Source organism: Lysobacter capsici, from assembly GCF_014779555.2.
GTDB lineage: Bacteria > Pseudomonadota > Gammaproteobacteria > Xanthomonadales > Xanthomonadaceae > Lysobacter > Lysobacter capsici.
In genome coordinates, this window is the sequence record NZ_CP094357.1 from 3,137,301 (window position 1) to 3,156,372 (window position 19,072).

General features: G+C 66.2%; 19 protein-coding genes. 6 read left to right on the plus strand and 13 right to left on the minus strand.

Features of this window, described 5'->3' with window-relative positions; all coding sequences use genetic code 11:
* Positions 1–82: 82 nt before the first annotated feature.
* On the plus strand, positions 83–1,537 hold the full coding sequence (locus IEQ11_RS12645; RefSeq protein ID WP_191820657.1) for an NAD(P)/FAD-dependent oxidoreductase: 1,455 nt from the start codon (positions 83–85) through the stop codon (positions 1,535–1,537).
* 10 nt (positions 1,538–1,547) lie between these two features.
* Here IEQ11_RS12645 and IEQ11_RS12650 read toward each other — a convergent pair whose 3' ends face one another.
* From IEQ11_RS12650 to IEQ11_RS12710, 13 genes are all read right to left on the minus strand, one after another.
* On the minus strand, positions 1,548–2,384 hold the full coding sequence (locus IEQ11_RS12650; protein ID WP_191820658.1) for a class I SAM-dependent methyltransferase: 837 nt from the start codon (positions 2,382–2,384) through the stop codon (positions 1,548–1,550).
* Positions 2,385–2,449: 65 nt separating this feature from the next.
* Positions 2,450–2,602: a hypothetical protein gene (locus tag IEQ11_RS12655; protein WP_191820659.1), complete on the minus strand. Its 153-nt coding sequence runs from the start codon at positions 2,600–2,602 to the stop codon at positions 2,450–2,452.
* Between the two features lie 109 nt (positions 2,603–2,711).
* Positions 2,712–2,999: a hypothetical protein gene (locus tag IEQ11_RS12660; RefSeq protein ID WP_200899834.1), complete on the minus strand. Its 288-nt coding sequence runs from the start codon at positions 2,997–2,999 to the stop codon at positions 2,712–2,714.
* Entirely contained in the window at positions 2,984–4,147 is a 1,164-nt protein-coding gene (locus tag IEQ11_RS12665) for an aKG-HExxH-type peptide beta-hydroxylase (RefSeq protein ID WP_046656663.1), read from the minus strand. The genes IEQ11_RS12660 and IEQ11_RS12665 overlap by 16 nt, the downstream gene beginning before the upstream one ends.
* Entirely contained in the window at positions 4,144–5,649 is a 1,506-nt protein-coding gene (locus IEQ11_RS12670) for a PqqD family protein (RefSeq protein ID WP_191820660.1), read from the minus strand. Before IEQ11_RS12670 ends, IEQ11_RS12665 begins: the two co-directional genes overlap by 4 nt.
* A gap of 463 nt (positions 5,650–6,112) precedes the next feature.
* Complete coding sequence (locus tag IEQ11_RS12675; protein ID WP_191820661.1) at positions 6,113–6,832, minus strand: DUF4240 domain-containing protein; 720 nt, start codon at positions 6,830–6,832, stop codon at positions 6,113–6,115.
* A gap of 541 nt (positions 6,833–7,373) precedes the next feature.
* Complete coding sequence (locus IEQ11_RS12680; protein WP_036104007.1) at positions 7,374–8,789, minus strand: replicative DNA helicase; 1,416 nt, start codon at positions 8,787–8,789, stop codon at positions 7,374–7,376.
* A 406-nt stretch (positions 8,790–9,195) separates the two neighbouring features.
* A complete protein-coding gene (rplI, locus tag IEQ11_RS12685; protein WP_046656666.1) occupies positions 9,196–9,648 on the minus strand; it encodes a 50S ribosomal protein L9 in 453 nt (150 codons plus the stop codon).
* Between the two features lie 202 nt (positions 9,649–9,850).
* Complete coding sequence (gene rpsR, locus IEQ11_RS12690; protein ID WP_031372470.1) at positions 9,851–10,081, minus strand: 30S ribosomal protein S18; 231 nt, start codon at positions 10,079–10,081, stop codon at positions 9,851–9,853.
* Between the two features lie 11 nt (positions 10,082–10,092).
* Entirely contained in the window at positions 10,093–10,521 is a 429-nt protein-coding gene (rpsF, locus tag IEQ11_RS12695) for a 30S ribosomal protein S6 (RefSeq protein WP_036104015.1), read from the minus strand.
* A gap of 399 nt (positions 10,522–10,920) precedes the next feature.
* Positions 10,921–12,726, minus strand: coding sequence for a DUF885 domain-containing protein (locus IEQ11_RS12700; protein ID WP_228464394.1), 1,806 nt, complete (start codon positions 12,724–12,726; stop codon positions 10,921–10,923).
* Positions 12,727–13,158: 432 nt separating this feature from the next.
* Positions 13,159–13,497, minus strand: a complete 339-nt coding sequence (locus IEQ11_RS12705) for a HesB/IscA family protein (RefSeq protein ID WP_036104021.1) — start codon at positions 13,495–13,497, stop codon at positions 13,159–13,161.
* A 343-nt stretch (positions 13,498–13,840) separates the two neighbouring features.
* Entirely contained in the window at positions 13,841–15,007 is a 1,167-nt protein-coding gene (locus tag IEQ11_RS12710) for a DUF2891 domain-containing protein (protein ID WP_247024537.1), read from the minus strand.
* Positions 15,008–15,174: 167 nt separating this feature from the next.
* Between IEQ11_RS12710 and asnS the strand changes: the two genes are divergently transcribed.
* From asnS to IEQ11_RS12735, 5 genes are all read left to right on the plus strand, one after another.
* Positions 15,175–16,575, plus strand: a complete 1,401-nt coding sequence (gene asnS, locus IEQ11_RS12715; protein WP_191820663.1) for an asparagine--tRNA ligase — start codon at positions 15,175–15,177, stop codon at positions 16,573–16,575.
* A 261-nt stretch (positions 16,576–16,836) separates the two neighbouring features.
* Complete coding sequence (locus IEQ11_RS12720; RefSeq protein ID WP_046656668.1) at positions 16,837–17,142, plus strand: hypothetical protein; 306 nt, start codon at positions 16,837–16,839, stop codon at positions 17,140–17,142.
* A complete protein-coding gene (locus IEQ11_RS12725) occupies positions 17,142–17,450 on the plus strand; it encodes a hypothetical protein (protein WP_036104027.1) in 309 nt (102 codons plus the stop codon). Before IEQ11_RS12720 ends, IEQ11_RS12725 begins: the two co-directional genes overlap by 1 nt.
* Before the next feature lie 8 nt (positions 17,451–17,458).
* Positions 17,459–18,094 carry an FMN-binding negative transcriptional regulator gene (locus IEQ11_RS12730; RefSeq protein ID WP_191820664.1) on the plus strand — a complete coding sequence of 212 codons (636 nt, stop codon included), beginning with the start codon at positions 17,459–17,461 and terminating at the stop codon, positions 18,092–18,094.
* A 67-nt stretch (positions 18,095–18,161) separates the two neighbouring features.
* Positions 18,162–18,947: an SDR family oxidoreductase gene (locus IEQ11_RS12735; protein WP_191820665.1), complete on the plus strand. Its 786-nt coding sequence runs from the start codon at positions 18,162–18,164 to the stop codon at positions 18,945–18,947.
* Positions 18,948–19,072: the final 125 nt, after the last annotated feature.

Consider the following 19,072-nt stretch of genomic DNA (forward strand, 5'->3'; position numbering starts at 1 on the left):
TCTGCGCAATCGGTCGCTCACATCCGTGCATGCGCACCCGCATTATGGACAGCCCGATAACGGCCAGCTCGATGGAGCCATCATGCCGACCTATGACGTCGTAGTAGCAGGCAACGGAGTGCTCGGCATGGCGACCGCGCGCGCCTTGCAATTGCGCGATCCGCGGTTGCGGGTGGCGGTGATCGGCCCTGCCGCGCGCGGCGGCGCGGCCTCGGCGGCGGCCGGCGCGATGATGGGCTGCTACGGCGAAGTCACCGCGCAACTGCTGCGCACCGATTCGGGCCGGGCCAAGCTGGCCAAAGGCAAGCTCGCCGCGCGGCATTGGCCGGCCTGGCTCGAGGGCATCAACGCCGAACTGGCGCAGGCCGATCGGGTGTCGATGACGCCGGGCACGGTGGTTTTCAGCAACGCCAAGTCCGGCACGATCGAAGACGAAAACTACGCCGCCATCCAGCAGGCCCTGCGCGAAAGCGGCGAGGCCTGCGAAGAACTCGATCCCAACCGCATACCCGGCCTGAACCCGGCGGAGGATTGCCGTCCCTCGCGCGCCTTGTTCCTGCCCGGCGAAGGCTCGATCGATGCGGCCCGGCTGTTGCAGGCGATGACCACGCTGATCGAACGCTCGGCGACCCTGAGTTTCGTCGACGCCACGGTGAAGGCGCTCGACATCCAGGGCGGGCAGATCAAGGGCGTGCGGCTTCAGGACGACAGCGTGGTGTCGTCCCCGCAGGTGGTGCTCGCGGCCGGCGTGTGGACGCAGACGATTCTCGATGCGCACCCCGATCTGGCGCGGCGCATTCCGCGCCTGTTCTCCGGCGGCGGCACCTCGCTGGTGCTGGAAACCGCGGCGGCGACCTCGCAGCAGCATGTGCTGCGCACGCCCAACCGCGCCTTCGCCTGCGGGCTGCACGCGGTGCCGCGCGGCGGCCGTCAGCTCTACATCGGCGCGACCAATACCTTGTTCGCGCAACCGATGCTGCGCACCTCGCCCGCGGACATGTTCTTCCTGCTCGAATGCGCCCTGGATCAGCTCGATCAGGATCTGTGCGCGGCGCAGCTGGTGACCTGGCAAGCGGGCAATCGGCCGGTCGCGGTCGACACCTGCCCGCTGATCGGCCCGACCTCGGTCGACGGCCTGTGGCTGCTTACCGGCACCTACCGCGACGGCTTGTTTCTGTCGCCGTTGCTCGCCCAGCACATGGCCGACCGCGTCTGCGGCGGTGCCGGGCTGTTCGAGGAAAGCTTCCGCCCCGAGCGCAAGCCGATCCGCCTGTACACCCAGGCGCAGGCCCGCGCCGAAGCGCTCAAGCACTATCTGGCGATGGGCTCGGAACACGGCATCCGCCTGCCCCGGGTCGGCTGGCATCGGGCCTTCCCGCGCTTCTACGAGCAGATGCTCAATGGCCTGTACGACGAACTGGGCGAGGACGAATACGTATTGCCGCCGGAGCTGCTGGCGATCGTCGCCAGCGATCGCGCGAGGATGGTTCCGTTCTTCCGCGACTACTACGCGCAGGTTCGTCAGGCCTGGGCCTGAAGGCGCGCGGTCATTGCGCCGGTGAATCGGCCGGAGCGTAACCCGGCCGATGGAACCACGCGGCGAAGCTGTTTTTCCATTCGCGGAAATACGCGCTGTCGAACTCGGGCGCGATCGTCGCCGAGCGCTTGTCCACGGCCAGCTTGTGCGTATAGCCCAGCGTCGCCATCGCCTGTTCGATCAGCCGGTCGCCGAGCACCAGCGAGAAGCCGCAGTCGGGGCGTTGGTTGTAGCGGTAATTGCAGCTGTTGATCATGTGCGGCACCACCACCCGCAACTCGTCGACGCCATGGTTCAAGGTATCGATCAGGATCCGTTGCGGCGCCAGATACGCCATCGCCTCGAGCAACACGAACGGATGCGCGGAGTGATACAGCACGCCCGCGCAGACCACCACCTCGAAGCGGTTCGGCTCGAACCGCCACAGTTCGTGATGCATATCGCCTTCGATGACCGTCAGCCGATCGCCGAACCGATCGCGCAGATGGGCGACGCAACGCGGGTTATTTTCGATGGCCGTGACCGACGCGGCGTGGCCGATGATCGATTCGGTCAGACCGCCGGTGTGCGCGCCGAGTTCGAGCACCGATTTGCCGCGCAACCATGCCGCGCAATCGTCGATCAGATGCCGGCGCCTCACCGGCGTCGCATGGGCGTGATCGGACTGCTCCAGCACGATCGCAAACCGCGAATGCCACTGCGCGGCCGAAGCGCTGCCGTCGCTGTCGGACTCGCCGTCGAGCCAGGCGTAGTCGATCGTTTCGGCCGAGCATCGCAATACGACGACGGCCTTGTCGCGGTCGTTCAGGGGGCGCCATATCTCGCCCACGGTCGGCGGAGCACTCAACTCGCCCATCCTTCCAGTCCAAGAAACCTGCCGCACCCGTTGCGAGCGCGGCAGATCCCCGTTACCTAGGAATTCGCCGCCTGGGTCGGCGCAACGCTGTACGGCGGCCACCAGCGACGTTCATCGGCGGAGCCGGTGGTCACTTCCGATTCTTCCAGAGTCTTCTTGTTGCTCAGGAGGCTCTTGAGCGTCTCCAGGCAAGTTGATTCATTGTTCATGAACTATCTCCTCTGTGGTGGAAGTACTGCTTGCTTTGCTACGGTCGCGACATCCGTGTCGGCTGACTCCCCTGCTCCATAACTGTCCTGTTTCAAGACGACTCGTCCGTCACGCGGGCGCGGCTTCGATCAGCCGGCTGCCCAACAGCGATTCGAGTCCGCGCTGCGCCTGCCGCCGCGCGCCGTCTTCGTTCAACTTGTCGCCGGCGAGTTCGGCATAGCCGCGCTCCACTTGCTCGACCGTGCGGCCGTCGCACAGCTCGAACACCAGCCAGGTGTTGAGGCCGAGCCAGTGGATCTTTCCCGACTGCGGCGAGAACACCATCAGGCAATCGGCCTGCGGCACCGGGCGCGAACGCAATCCGCTCGCCTTGCGTACCGTCAATTCGTCGCGCATAAGGCCTCCGGCGCTTCGCTGAACACCGCCTCGTCGACCGGGTCGAGCGAGCTCCTGAGCCAATCCACGAAGTCGATCCCGCCGGCCGACAGCAACGGCGACCATTGGGTCTGCAGCATGTGGCCCAGATAGCGGGCGCGGTCGATGGAGCGGCCGTACTGCGCGGCGGTGTCGTTGTTGACCACCGACATGGCATGCGGCCGGATCACGTACGCCGACGGGTCGCCGAACAGTTCGAAGCTGCGCTTGTCCGCGCACAGCGCCGCGGCCTTGAACAAGGAAAGATGCACGTACACGTGATAGGCGAAGATCGCCCGCACGATCGACCAGCGCACGTTGCGCCACGGCACCTGGATGGTTTCGTCCGGCGCCTTCGCCAGCGAAACCGAACGCGCCGCGTCGAACAGCTTCATGTGCAGGCCCTCGTGCAGCAGGCAGCCGGCGATGTCCCACGGGTTGCCGAGTTGCTCGAGCGAAATGAACACGGTCGACGGGGTCAGGTCGCCGCCTGCGGCGGACAGCACGATGCCGCCCTCGAGCTGCGCATCCAGCAGCGCGATCGCGCCGACGTGGCGCAACGCCGCGGTGCCCGAGTTCGGCAACAGCATCGACAACAGCGCGATCGCATCCTGCACCTTGGTTTGCGCGGCGGCATCGGGATTGAGCAAGGTGCCGCGGTTGGCCGGGCTGGCCGAGAAAATGCCGTCGAACGCGGTCTGCAATTGCGCCGCATACGGATCGGAGCTGCCGGCGATCGCCCACATCCAGTGGCGCTCGTCCGAACTCAGGTCCCAGCGCGCCAGCATATGCGACTGGCACAGGCCCGACGGCAATGCGGCGATCGCCTTCGGCAACAGGTCTTCGAGCCGGTGCGGCGATGCCAGCTGCCCGGTTTCCAGTTCTGTGAATGCATCTTCTGTCGCCAGACGAACCAGCGGATCGAAGAAGATGCGCCGCACGTCGGCATCGGGCATCGTGTCCAGACGCTCCAGCGCCGCGGCGACCCCGGGCAAACGATCGGCGAACAATTCCGCTCCGAACCGATAGCGCGCATACACCTTGGCCAGAATCCGGTTCGAATCGCCGAAGTTCGGATGCTCGGACAGGATGCGGTCGGCGGTGGCGACGACCTTCGCGGTCGTGCTCATGCCGCCCTGCCTTCGCGGGCGGCCGCCGCGTCGTCGATCGGTACGATCATGCCGCTGGCGACAAGATGCCCGAGCATCGGCTCGACCTTCTGCCAGGCGCGGTCCTCGGCGACGCCGGTGATCTGCGCATAGGCCTGGGCCAGGTCGCGCTCGTTGCGACCGTCGCACAACTCGAACATCAGCCACGCGGCGGTGTTGAGCTTGCGGATCTGCGGCTGTTCGATCGCGGATGCGAACAGGATGCCGTGCTCTTTCAGCGGGCGCAGGTGCAGCTTGGGATTCTTCGCGTAACGCGTGGTCGGTGCCGGCGCGGTCGCGGTCTGCGCCTCGTCTGCCGTCGCCTGCGCGTTGTCGAGACGTTCAATGCGCATGTCGACCATCGGACTGATCGCTTCGCACAGCCAATCGACCATGCGGCGCGCGGCCGGGGTCAGGTACGAAGCCCAGGTCGTTCTGAACTGCTCGCCCAGATAGATCATGCGCTGATGACCGCGCGAGAACGGCGTGGTCGCGGCGGTATTGACCACCGACATCGCATGCGGACGCGTGTTAGCCAGATACGACTCCGGCGCGCCGTAGACCGCGTAGTGCTGCGGCCCCAGTTGTTCGACCGCGGTGCGGAACACCTGCAGATGCACATAGGCGTGAAACGCGAACAGGCAATTCGACACCGAGATTTCCCGGCCCCACGGCAAGGTCACCATGGCTTCGTCGACGACCGCCGCGCTGGTGCGCACCATGTCCGACAACTTCAGATGCACGGCTTCGTGCATGATGTGAACGGCCGTGTCCCAGGGATTGGCCAGTTCCTCCGGCGCGATGAAGATCATGCACGGCGTGGAATCACCGCCGGACGCGGTGAGCATCGGCCCGCGCTCGTTGCGCATGTGCGCGATCGCGACCGAGTGCAGATGCGAAAACACGCTGTGCGCGACCTGCGGCACCAGCGCCTGCAGCAAGGTGCAGGCGCGATCGAGTTGCGCCACCATCTCCGGCGTTGGCCGGATAATCTGCGCCTCGCAGTGGCCGCCGGGCATGAACCCCAGTCGCAGCGCTTCGCGCAGCGCATCGGCCACCGGTTCGGATCCATCGGGAAGATCCCAGACCCAGATCCGCCGGCCGTCGATCTGAGGTCCCACCTGAAAATCGCGCTCCATCGCAGCAGCGGACATGCTTTTGCTCTCGCCGGCGATGGCCAGGCTGCGCTCCAGGCACCAGACCAGCCGTTGCGTGTCCTGAGCAGCCGACGCATCGGTTTCCAGGCGTTCGATGGCCGCTTCGAGTTCGGCCCGGACCAACAGATCGCCGAGGATCTTGTTGGCGAGCGCCTCGTCCAGCCGCTCCACCGCCGGCAGCAAGGCCTGCAGCTTCGCGTCGTTCTGCGCGAGCACGGCCAGGGCGAATTTATAGCGCTCGATATTGAGCGCGATGATCTGTCGTGAATTTCCGAATTCTTCGTGAGCCTGCAGATTGGCGTCGACTTGCTCGATCAGATCTTTCATCTCAAGACCCTGTCCTTGCGCATCCAGCGTTCGAGTCGGAATGGCGCGCGCGACGACGGATGCCGATGGATCGCTGCGCGGCCTTCATCTACTTGCAACGCTTATAACAAGAAGGCGTCACGCGCATAGGCGACGCCGATCGCAAAGCGAACAGGTGGTGCATCGCATCGTCGCAATGCGATGACCGATAGGTAGCCATGCGCGCGATTCATCGAAAAAACGCGATGCAACGCGCAAAATCACATAGTGACGCACGCGTTAAGCGGGTGTTCGGATGATCGGACTTGAAGGCGCGGGCGAGTGCCGGTGGCAATGCAATCGCCATGCTCGATGAAACGTAGCGGACTTATATCGGCGATGTGTGCCGGGAAAATCGTCGCCCGTACATCTCCTCGGACGCGCGTAAGCCCATGTGCGGGACACGACATCGCACATCCACATCGACAAGACCGAAAGAAGCTCGCTACTCGAAGCAATACTCGAAATTCTGCCGATCCATCGGCAGCGCATTGAACTTCTTCACGAACGACTCCGGCTTGCGCACGAATCCCTCGAAACGCGCCTGACCACTGGAAACCGCATAGGCCAGGGCGTCGTAAAAACTATCGTCGCCGCCGAGAAACAACTGTCGCCGCGCGGCTTTTTCCGCCTTCTCCACGGCGCGTTGCAGTTCGCGCCGCATGCGCGCGGCCGTGCGCAGCAGCCGGCTCAGATCCTGCTGGCGATAGCATTCGCGCAAGACCGATCGGGCCGTATCGGCATAGCCGTCGTCCTGGGCGAATTTCGGCCAGTTCAGCGCCGCGACCACCGCCCAGAAATCCTTGGGATCGGTCTTTTGCAGACGCGACAGCAGCGTTTTCGCCCGCGGATGCGAGTGCGCCGAAGCGTCCGTCAGCGGACTGCTTTTCTTGAGCAGGCCGAGCACCTCCTGCTCGGACAGCGAAAACACCATGCGCGGGCCCAACTCGCGCACGATCAGGCGATAAACGCCTTTCTTCGATCCGGCCTGGCGCAGGCCGAAGATCCGGCCCTTGATCAGAGACTCGGTCCGGCCACGCGCGTTCTCCAGGCGGTAAACCGCCTTGGCGTTGTAGACGCGCCATTCGTAAGCGGCATTTTCGACGATCGTCATGCGGTCAGCACCCGCGGCGGCCCGATCCTGGGCACGCGCCGAATGATCCACGTTTCTGCGCTCAGCGCCAATCCCGGCCGCGACGCGGCCGGAGACTCAGCCGCGGCAGCGCTTTGCGATAAAGTCGGCGCGAGCCGCGCCCGCGTCTCATCCGAACCTGTCTGCCTCAACGCGCCAGCGCATCGACGCATCGCGGCCCGGCCATCGCCTAGTGCTGCTTACGAGCGGGACGCCGGCCGCCTTGCGTTGCGGTCTTTCGCTCAGGCTCTGCGCGCTGCTCGACGACATCGGGCTGGATCATGCGCAGGTCGATAACGCACTCCGGACCGTATACCTGGACGAAAGCAGCCACGTGATCCGCAATCCGGCGTCGGCCGTGCCCCCTGGCGGTGCTGTGCCACCACGGCGATCGCGGCGTCCATGCCGCCGAACATTTGCGTCGCCTGGGCCATCGGGATGTGTACTAATCGAAGGCGGCATCGAGGCCTGAGCCAATCTTGTCGACCCCTCGATTCCGCACTATTGAAGCCACACCCTGCCCGCCCGCGAACCGCGGCACACGCTTGTGCGCGCGGTTCGGACCAGCCCGACGCTATTCGAAACTGCCGATCGAATCGTGGGCCAGATTGTCGAAGCGGGTGTATTCGCCGAAGAACTTGAGCTTGAGCGAACCGGTCGGGCCGGAACGCTGCTTGCCGATGATGACCTCGGCCAGACCTTTGTCGGGCGAAGTTTCCTTGTTGTAGTAATCGTCGCGGTAAATGAACACGATCACGTCGGCGTCCTGCTCGATGGCGCCCGACTCGCGCAAGTCGGCCATCACCGGGCGTTTGTCGGCGCGCTGTTCCAGCGAGCGGTTGAGCTGCGACAGCGCGATCACCGGCAGGTTGAGTTCCTTGGCCAGATGCTTGAGCGAGCGCGAGATCTCGGAGATTTCGGTCGCGCGGTTTTCGTTGTTGCCCGGCACCGACATCAGCTGCAGGTAGTCGATCACGATCAGGCCTAGGTCGTGCTCGCGCTTGAGCCGGCGCGACTTGGCGCGCAGCACTTCCGGCGACAGGCCCGGGGTGTCGTCGATGAAGATCTTGGCTTCGCGCAGCTGACGGATCGCGCCGGTGACGCGGCTCCAGTCCTCGTCCTCGAGCTGGCCCGAGCGCAAGCGCTGCGCGTTGACCCGGCCGACCGAGGAAATCAGACGCAGCGCGAGCTGGCTGGCCGACATTTCCATCGAGAACACCGCGACCGCTTTCTTGGTGCGGAACGCGGCATGCTCGGCGATGTTCAAGGCGAACGCGGTCTTGCCCATCGCCGGACGCGCGGCCAGGATCAGCAGGTCGGTGTTCTGCAGACCGGCGGTCATCTCGTCGAATTCGGTGTAGCCGGTCGGGATGCCGGTGACCGAGCCGCCGTTGGCGTAACGCGTCTGCAGCACGTCGAAGGCTTCCGACAGCGCCTTGGTGACCGGGGTGAAGTCGGTGCGTCCGCGCGAGCCGGCTTCGGCGATCGCGAACACCTGCTGCTCGGCCTTGGCCAGGATCTCGCCGCTGTCGCGACCATCGGGTTGGAAACCGTCGTTGACGATCTCGGTGCCGACCTCGATCAGCTTGCGCATCACCGCCTTGTCGCGAACGATCTCGGCGTAGGCGGTGATGTTGGCCGCCGACGGCGTGGTGCTGGCCAGTTCGATCAGATAAGCGCCGCCGGCGACTTCTTCGACCAGGCCCTGCGATTCGAACCACTCGCCCAGGGTCACCGCGTCGAACGGCCGGCTCTTTTCCGCCAGTTCGCGGATCGCGCGGTAGATCAGCTGGTGATCGCGGCGATAGAAGTCTTCCTCGACGATCTGGTCGGCGACGCGGTCATAGGCGTCGGGCGCGAGCATCAGGCCGCCGAGCACGGCCTGCTCGGCCTCGATCGACTGCGGCGGCACGCGCAACTGGTCGATGCGCTGCTCGGCACGGGTCTCGAAACGTTTTTCGCCGCGGAATCCGCCGGCACGTGCGCTCATCGTGGAGGCGCTCCTCGTCGGTTCGGGCGCTCGCGCGCCCAACCGAGCCCGCGAGGGCCCGGAACTTTAAGTGATTGGCGTGCCGGCCGCTTGTCCGTCAAGGCCGTGTGCGAGCGCCAGACCGGCAAAACGGAGTCGAATGCACATCGTAGACGCGAAAGCCCTCATCCGGTTGCAGATAACGTTGTGGATAAAAAGGGATAACTCGCCTTTCTATCGCACGCGCGGGTCGCAACCGCTGAGACGGTGTCGATCGGCGGCCAGTTTCGGCGAACGACCGCGATCGGGACCTCGTTGCCGGTCCATCGCGCCCGCTCGCATGCGCTTGGAAATCCGATCCGTGCGCGCCGACAAAAACGAAAGGCGCCTTGCGGCGCCTCTCGTAAGTACCGCGATCAGGCTGCGATCAGGCGACTTCGCCGGCGACCGTGACCTTGACCGTGACTTCGACGTCGGCGTGCAGGTGGATCAGCACGTCGTATTCGCCGGTGCGGCGGATCGGGCCTTCGCCCATGATCACTTCCGACTTGTTGACCGGGAAACCGGCCTTGGTCAGCGCCTCGGCGATATCGCGCGGGGTCACCGAACCGTACAGCTTGCCTTCGGTCGCGGCGTTGGCGTGGACCGTGACGGCCGCGCCTTCCAGCTGCGCCTTGCGGCCTTCGGCACCGTCGAGCTGCGACTTGGCCTTGGCTTCGTACTCGGCGCGACGGGTTTCGAAATCGGCCAGGTTCGAGGCGGTGGCCGGCACGGCCTTGCCCTGCGGCACGAGGAAGTTACGGCCGTAACCCGGCTTGACGTTGACCTTGTCGCCGAGCTTGCCGAGGTTGGTGACGTTCTGCAGGAGGATCAGTTGCATGGTCTTGCTCCGTATTCGTTAGCGGGCCTGTAGGTCCGCAGCGGGATTCGCTGTCCGAAGAGCTGGAATCGATGAGTTGCGCTGGGAGTGATAGGCGGGTTGCGATGCAGAGCGTCGCGACCTTGGCCCTCACCCCTGCCCTCTCCCGCGTGCGGGAGAGGGGGACAAAGAGTCAGTCCGCTGAGCGGACTGACTGCTTTTTTCAGGCGTTGTGGTTGTCGGTGTACGGGATCAGCGCGAGGAAACGCGCGCGCTTGACCGCCGTGGCCAGCTGGCGCTGGTACTTCGACTTGGTGCCGGTGACGCGGCTCGGCACGATCTTGCCGGTCTCGGTCAGGTACTGGCGCAGGGTGTTGAGATCCTTGTAGTCGATCTCTTTGACGCCTTCGGCGGTGAACTTGCAGAACTTGCGGCGACGGAAAAATTTGGACATGGGATCGATCCTCAGGCGGCTTCGGCGTTGTCTTCGGCGCTGTCGGCGGTGCCGACTGCGTTGTCGCTGTCGTCGTCACGACGACGGCGCTCACCGCGCTCGGGCTTGTCGCCCTTCTCGTCCTTGAACTTCATGATCAGCGACTGCTCGGTGTCGGCGTCGTCGCGCTTCATGACCAGGTGACGCAGGATCGCATCGTTGAAACGGAAACCGTCGACCAGCTCGTTGAGCACGGTCTGGGTGACTTCGATGTTCAGCAGGACGTAGTGGGCCTTGACCAGGTTCTCGATCGGGTACGCCAGCTGACGGCGGCCCCAGTCTTCGAGACGGTGGATCTTGCCTTCACCGGCTTCGATCAGCGACTTGTAGCGCTCGATCATGGCCGGCACCTGCTCGCTCTGGTCCGGATGGACCAGGAACACGACTTCGTAATGACGCATGGTGTGATTCCTTGTGGATGATGGATCGCCAACGGCGAACCCGTCGGCAACCCGGTTCAGCCCCCCGACGTCCGTAGCGGATGCGGTGGAGCAAGGTCCCAGAAGGCCAGTCGCCTCTTGGGAGCCGCGTATTATGGCGGTGTTTGGCGGCCGGGAGCAAATCGCGGCCTGGCGTGGGCATGGCTGGCCCCGCATGCGGGAGCGTTCGACGGGCTGCCGATGCCGGCCTGGGCGAGGACTTCGGCCAGTCGCGCAATTCTATGCGACTGCCAGTCAGGTCGCGATCGGGCCGGACCGGCAACTCGAAACCGATGTCTCAACACCGATTGCGACACGGCCTCGCACGAGCAGCGGAACCGGTCCGCCGCTCGCGCCATGCGATTCGTGGACGCCGTGGGATCAGCGCCCGGCCTTCTTGCTCGCGATCCACTCGTCGATGTGCTTCTCCAGCACGCTCAACGGCACCGAACCGGTCGAGAGCACTTCGTCGTTGAAGTCGCGCACGTCGAAGCCCTCGCCCAGTGCCTGCTTCGAACGCTCGCGCAGTTCGGAGATCTTGAGCTGGCCGATCTTGTACGCCAGCGCCTGGCCCGGGGTGCCGATGTAGCGGTCGATTTCGTTGACGATGTCCTGCTCGGTCTTGGGCGCGTTGTCGGTGAAATAGGCGATCGCCTTGTCCCGGCTCCAGCCCTTGGCGTGCATGCCGGTGTCGACCACCAGGCGCACCGCGCGCCACATGTCGTAGGCCAGCTGGCCCATGCGGTCGTAAGGATCGTCGTACAGGCCCATGTCGTAGCCCAGACGCTCGGCGTACAGGCCCCAGCCTTCGCCGTAGGCGACGAAATAGCCGGTGCGGCGGAACATCGGCGCATCCGGCAGCTCCAGGCCGCAGGCGAACTGGAAGTGGTGGCCCGGCACCGCTTCGTGCAGCGACAGCGGGATCATTTCCCAGGTCGGCCGCACTTCGGGCTTGTACAGATTGACGTAGTAGAAACCCGCGCGGCTGCCATCCACGGCGCCGGGCTGGTAGTACGCGGTGGTGGTGTCGGGCGCGACGTTGTCGGGGATCGGTCGCACGCCATAAGGCTGGCGCGGGATGATCTTCGACACTTTGACCAGTTCCGGATCGATGCGCTTGGCGGTGGCCTGGTAGGCCTCCAGCAGTGCGGCCGGGGTCTTGTGGAAGAACTTGGGATCGCTGCGCAGGTAGGTGAAGAATTCGCCCAGGCTGCCCTTGAACCCGACCTCGGCCTTGATCTTTTCCATCTCGGCGCGGATGCGCGCGACTTCCTTCACGCCGATCTGGTGGATCGCATCGGCGCTCAGGTCGGTGGTGGTGTAGTACGCGGCGAGGAAGTCGTAATAGGCCTTGCCGTCGGGCAGATCGCTGACCGCGATGCTGGTGACGGTGTGCGGCAGATAGTCCTTGTCGAAGAACTCGCCGAAACGGCGATACGCGGGCACCAGAATGTCGGCGATGACTTTCTTCGCCTCGGCCTGCAAGGCCGCGCGATCGGCCGCGCCGATGCTGTCGGGGAAGCGGTTGAAGGGCTTGTAGAACGGGCTGCGGGTCGGATCGGCGACCACCTGCTTGGCGATCTGCGCCGGCACGCGCTGCATCAACACCCGCGGCGGGGTGATGCCGGCCTTGACGCCTTCGCGCATCAGCACCTGATTCTGCTCGATCACCGCGGGCAAGGCGCGCATGCGCGCGAGCCAGTCGCGGTAATCCTTGACCTGATCGAACTGCAGCACTTCGACCATGCCGTCGGCGCTCTGCACGCCGCCGGCCTGCCCCACCGGCGACAGGTACTCGCGGAATTTCTGCCGCTCGATGCCTTTTTCCAGATCCCAGGCGAACACGTCGTAGTTGAGCTGGTCGGCGACCGACAAGTCGCCGCGGTCGATGGCCTTGAGCTTGGCCAGCGCGTCGGGATCGGCCTGGTTGCGCGCTTCGATCGCGGCCAGGCTGTAATCGGTCCAGCGGTCGTTGAAGCGCTTGTCGCCGTTGTAGCTGGCGTTTTCCGGGCTCTCGCGCAGGCCGCGTTCCCACTGCGCGTCGAACAAGGCGTGCAGCGCCAGCGCGCTGGGCTTGCGCGCGACCGGGCCGGCGGTGGTGGTGGATGCGGGCGCGGCGAAGGTGGCGGGCGATGCGGCCAGCACCACGGCGGCGATCGCCATGGCGAGCAGGACGGGACGGAGCATGCGGAATTCCCCTCGGAGTCAGCGTCCGAGTCTAGCCCGGCGTCGCGGGGACGCCGCATGGCGAAAGTTGGGCTGGGTCTGGATCGGCCCGCCGTGTCCGCCGCGTATCCGACTGTAGGAGCTGCGCGAGCTGCGACCGCGAATTTACGCAGGCCGGCGCGGGTTTCGATCAGGCGTGTCGGATGGCGGTCGCGGCTTGCGCCGCTCCTACAGGAGGCTGACGGAGCTGCGCGGCGGTTGGATCAGGTTGCGAGGCATTGCGGATGCCGACTGTAAGAGCTGCGCGAGCTGCGACCGCGAATTGGCGTAGGCCGGCGCGGGTTTCGATCAGGCGTGTCGGATGGCGGTCGCGGCTTACGCCGCTCCTACAGGGGGCTGACGGAGCTATGCGGCGGTGGATCAGGTCGCCACGATTTATGCGCGGCGGTTGGATCAGGCCGCGTCAGCCTGGGTGGTGAAGCTCTCGCCGCAGCCGCATTCGGCGGTGGCGTTGGGGTTCTGGAACACGAACATCTCGCCCAGGCCCTGCTTGAGGAAATCGATGCGGGTGCCTTCGACCAGCGGCAGGCTGATCGGATCGACGTAGATGCGCACGCCGTCTTGTTCGAACACGGTGTCGCCTTCGCGCTGTTCGCGGGCGAGGTCGGCGGTGTGTTGCCAGCCCGAGCAGCCGGTGCGGGTCACGCCGAAACGCAGGCCCAGGGCGGTCGGCGTTTCCGTCAGGAAGTGCTGGACTCGGGCAAGCGCGGCGGGGGCGAGGGTAACGGGCATGGCGGTACTCGTAGGGTGGGCATGGCGGCACGACGACCGGCGGATCGGAGCGATTGGACTGAATCTGAGCGACTGTCGATCAGATCGCGTCCATCGCGATGGTCTCGTGCACGAACACGCGTGGACATGCATCGATTGGCCGATGCCGGAATGGTAGCAGCCCGGCATCCACGGGCTGTACCCGATATGGCGGCATGGGTCGCGGGGTTCAAGGCGTGGCCAGGTCCGCATGGCGGGCTGCGGATAGCCGTCGCGCCGGCTTCGGCCTGCCCTGCACCGCCTCAAGGCGTGCCGCTGATCCACCGATCCCTAAGGAACGCTCGGACCTGCTGCCCCGCCCCGTTCAGTCCCCGCGACCGGCCGCCGCGCCCGCAGCCGCTGCCGGCACATCAGGCGGCGCCAGCAGATAGGTCGCGAAGCTGCCCAGCCAGTGCGCGCCGGCGTAATGGGTGTCGCCGACCGCGATCAGGCCGAGCTTGCGGTGCTCGGTCGCCGCCGCGCGCAGGGCCGGGATCCGGCGGTCGCCCGAGGCCAGTCCGCGGGCGATGCCCTCCAGCATCCAGGCGCGGCTGAGGTTGAGGCCGTCGAGATGGGCCAGCTTGCCGTCGGCCGGGTCCAGCACCAGTCCCGGGGTCAGCCAGTCGTTGCGGGCGCGGCGCGGGATCTGCGGCAGGAAGGTCTTGAGCCAGCGCGAGAATTCCTCCGGCGCCAGCACCCGCCGCATTAGGTCGGCCTCGGCCAGGCACGGCGACAGGAAGTCCTGGCCGGACGGCTCGTAGGCCAGCGGGCAGTTACGGTCGGCCAGGTAGTAATAGCGCGAGCGGGCAATCAGCGCGTCGCGCAGGACCTGATCACCGCTGACAGCGGTCCAGTCCAGGGCCAGGCCGAACGCGAACGCGGTCTGGCTGTGTTCGCCGACCCGGATCGGCTTGGTCAGCTTGGGCAGCCAGCGCAGCAGACGGCCGGCGGCCTCGCGTTCCAGCGGTTCCAGCGCCGCGGCCCATTGCCGCGCCTGCGGGTCGTCCCAGCCGCGCAGCTGCGCGCCCAGTTGCAGCAGCCAGGCCAGGCCGTAGGGCCGCTCGAAGCTGTCGTCGTCGCCGCGGCGCAGATAGGCCAGCTCGCCGGCGATGTTCTGCGCGGTCAGGTTGCGCGCCAGCGCGGCGCGCGCGGGCGCCGCGAACGCCGCCTGCGGGAAGCGCTGGACCAGACGCGCCAGCAGCCAGTGGCCGTGGACCGAGGAATGCCAGTCGTAGCAGCCGTAGAACGCCGGATACAGCTGGCTCGGCGCCTGCACGTCGCGCGCGTTGTCCAGGCGGTGGGCGATCTTGTTCGGGTATTCGCGACCGACGCAGCTCAACGCCAATCCGGCGAAATGGGCGGCGTGGGCTTCGTCGAGCACCACGTCCGGCGCCGGCGCCGGGATCGGCAGGGCCTTGGGCACGGCCTCTTGCTGCTGCGCGAAGGCCGCGCCCGTCCACAACACGAATGCCGCGATCAGGCTGCCTCGCACGCTCGCACCCCAGCCGTTCGTCCCGTTCCGACCTGCCCCGCCCTTGCCCATGCCGCGTCCCCCCGTGATCGACTTGGCAGTCTACGATCGCGCGCGCCGCCGCGCTTCGCCGGAATCATCCGTTATGATCGCCGTCCCTCACACGCAACGCGCTAAGGCGGCACGACATGACGGTGGTAAGCGTCGAACAGGCACTCGCGGGCAAGATCCCGGCGGGCGGCGAGGTCACGGTACGCGGCTGGGTACGCACCCGGCGCGATTCCAAGGCCGGACTGAGCTTCGTCAATGTAAGCGACGGCTCCTGCTTCGCGCCGATCCAGGTGGTCGCGCCCAATTCGCTGGCCAATTACGACAGCGAGATCAAGCACCTCACCGCCGGCTGCGCGGTGGTCGCCACCGGCAAGCTGGTGGCCTCGCAGGGCCAGGGCCAGGCCTTCGAAATCCAGGCCGAAACCTTCGAGGTGATCGGCTGGGTCGAAGACCCGGAAACCTACCCGATCCAGCCCAAGGCGCATTCGCTGGAATTCCTGCGCGAAGTCGCCCACCTGCGTCCGCGCACCAACCTGTTCGGCGCGGTCACCCGCATCCGCAACTCGCTGGCCCAGGCGACCCACCGCTTCTTCCACGAGAACGGCTACTTCTGGATCAGCACGCCGATCATCACCACCTCCGACGCCGAAGGCGCCGGACAGATGTTCCGCGTGTCGACCCTGGACCTGGCCAACCTGCCGCGCGACAAGGCCGGCGCGGTGGATTTCTCGCGCGACTTCTTCGGCAAGGAAACTTTCCTGACCGTGTCGGGCCAGCTCAACGCCGAGGCCTACGCGCTGGCGATGAGCAAGGTCTACACCTTCGGCCCGACCTTCCGCGCCGAGAACAGCAACACCACGCGCCACCTGGCCGAGTTCTGGATGATCGAGCCGGAGGTCGCGTTCAACGATCTGGCCGCCAACGCGCAGCTGGCCGAGGATTTCCTCAAGTACCTGTTCCGCGCGGTGCTCGCCGAGCGCGCCGACGATCTGGCCTTCATCGCCGAGCGGGTCGAACCGACCGCGCTCACGCGTCTGGAAGCGTTCGTCAATGCGCCGTTCGAACGCATCGACTACACCGATGCGATCGCGCTGCTGCAGAAGTCCGGGCAGAAGTTCGAGTTCCCGGTCGAATGGGGCCTGGACCTGCAGACCGAGCACGAGCGCTGGCTGACCGAGCAGCACGTCGGCCGCCCGGTGGTGGTGACCAACTACCCCGAGCATTTCAAGGCGTTCTACATGCGCCTGAACGACGACGGCAAGACCGTGGCGGCGATGGACGTGCTCGCGCCGGGCATCGGCGAGATCATCGGCGGCAGCCAGCGCGAAGAGCGCCTGGACGTGCTCGACGCGCGCATGGCCCAGTTCGGCCTGGACCCGACCCATTACGGCTGGTACCGCGATTTCCGCCGCTACGGCACGGTGCCGCACGCCGGCTTCGGCCTGGGCTTCGAGCGGCTGGTGGTGTACGTGTGCGGGCTGAGCAATATCCGCGACGCGATCGCGTATCCGCGCGCGCCGGGGAATGCGGAGTTTTGATTCGAGGGCGCGCCGACAGTGATCTGTCGCGCGCCTTGTTTTGATCCGTCTTTCGCCCTGCTTTTTTGCTTTTGCTCGTCATTCCCGCGAACGCGGGAATTCAGCGACTTTGATCGCAACCGGCACGAAAGGCACTGGATCCCCGCGTTCGCGGGGATGACGTTCTTGGAGAGATGCGCCTCGGATACGCCATTGATGCATAACCGGCGTCTCATGCAAAACCGGCGTCGTCTCCCAGCACCGCAACGAGGTAAGCAACACGTGATCCTGTTCCTGGCCCTGACCTTCGTAGGCATCGCGGTATCGGCCTTCTGCGCGTTCGCGATCTTCTGGCCGCTGGCGCTGGTGCATCTGCGCGATCGCCATCCGCCGCTGCGGCATGAGCTCGGCGAGGCGGCCTTCGTCAATCCGGCGGCCTGGAGCTGGCTGCTGCGCCAGCGTTACCGCGCCGCCAGCGATCGCAATCTCGACGGCCTGGCCACGCCGGCGCGGGTGTCGTTGCTGATCGTTTTCGTGTCGCTGGCCTGCGCCGGCGTGTTGTGGATCCTGTCTGCGGTGGTGGCGTGATGAGCGAATATTCCGACGAGAGCTGGTGGCTGGCGACCCTGGGCCGCACCGTGGTGTGGGCGCGGCTGCGCGTGCGCGAGGCCGGCACCGCAGAGGTCTTCGACAGCGACGGCAAGATCCTGCCCTACGACAGCGAAGACACCGCGCGCGCGGCCTTGATGGACGCCGAGTTCGTCGAACTTAGCGGTCTGGACGACGACGATGCGCAGGCGCGCGGTTTCGCTCTGGCCGAGCTGGTTCCGCCGCGGGCCGGCGATGATGCCGCGCTGGCGTCGCTGATGATCCAGAAACTGCCGCAGCCGCACTGAGCACGGCCATGTACCTGCCGCGCGCCTTCGCCGAAACCGACCTGGGCGCGCTCGATCGCCTGGCCGAGCAGTACGACTTCGCCACCCTGATCACCGTGCGCGACGAACTGCCGACGGTGAGTCATCTGCCGCTGCTGTACCGCCGCGACGGCGATCAGGTCGAACTGCGCGGCCATTGGGCGCGGCCGAACCCGCAGGCGCGGCACGCCGGCCCGGCGCTGGCGATCCTGCAAGGCCCGCAGGCTTATATCTCGCCGGGCTGGTACCCCGACAAGGAAACCGCGGCGCGGGTGCCGACCTGGAACTACGCGATCGCGCATCTGCACGGCCAGTTGGAAACCTTCGAGGACGAGCCCGGACTGGCCCGGGTCGTCGACGATCTGAGCGTGCGTCACGAAACCCGCATCGGCAGCGACTGGCGCTTCGAAGTCGAACGCGAGGAACTGCGCCGGCAACTGCGCGGCATCGTCGGTTTCCGCTTCCGGGTCGAGCGCATGGAACTCAAGTTCAAGCTCAGCCAGAACCATCCGCTGGCCAATCGCGAAAACGTCGCCGCGCAATTGCAGGCGCAGGACCGCGACGACAGCCGCGCGGTCGCCGCGTTGATGCGCGAGCGCATGCGGCACACCGTCGCGGACGATTGACCGCGTCAGACTTCCACTTGCGCCGCGTATTGCCACGCAGATCGCGCCGCCACCATCGGAGACCGACATGGACCTCAACCTCACCGGCAAACACGCGCTGGTCTGCGGCGCCTCCGAAGGCATCGGTCGCGCCGCCGCGCACGAACTGGCCCTGCTCGGCTGCGATGTGACCGTGCTGGCGCGCCGCGCCGACGCCCTGGCCGCGGTCGCCGAGGCCTTGCCGCGCAGCGGCGCGCAGGCGCACGGCTGGATCGCCGCCGACGTCGCCGATGCCGCCGCGCTGAGCGTGCAGGTCGAGGCGCTCGCCGCCGGCAAGCCGGTGCAGATCCTGATCAACAACACCGGCGGCCCGCCGGGCGGCCCGGCGCATTCGGCGACCGACACCGCGTATCTCGATGCATTCGCGCGCCATCTGCTCGCCAACCAGACCCTGGTGCGCGCGGTGTTGCCGGGCATGCGCTCGGCGCAGTGGGGCCGCGTGGTCAACGTGATCTCGACCTCGGTCAAGGAACCCATCGTCGGCCTGGGCGTGTCCAACACCATCCGCGGCGCGGTCGCGAGCTGGGCCAAGACCTTGTCGCGCGAACTCGGCGGCGACGGCATCACCGTCAACAACGTGCTGCCCGGTTACACCCGGACCGCGCGCATCGAACAGATCGTCGGCGATCGCGCGCGCACGACCGGCTTGTCCGAAGAAGCCGTAATGGATGCGATGCGCAAGACCGTGCCGCTCAACCGCTTCGCGGATGCATCTGAAATCGCTGCGTGCATCGCCTTCCTGTGCTCGCCGGCGGCGGGTTACGTCGACGGCGTGAGTCTGGCCGTGGACGGTGGGCGGATGCAGTCGATCTGAGGGATCGAGTGATCGGGTGACGCCGAAGATGCCCTGCGATCGAAACTGAAGGGTCGCGAGATGCTTCGTGGTTCAGCGGAAGGGACTTCAGCCCGCCCCTGCCCCGATCGCCGCGTTCGATCATG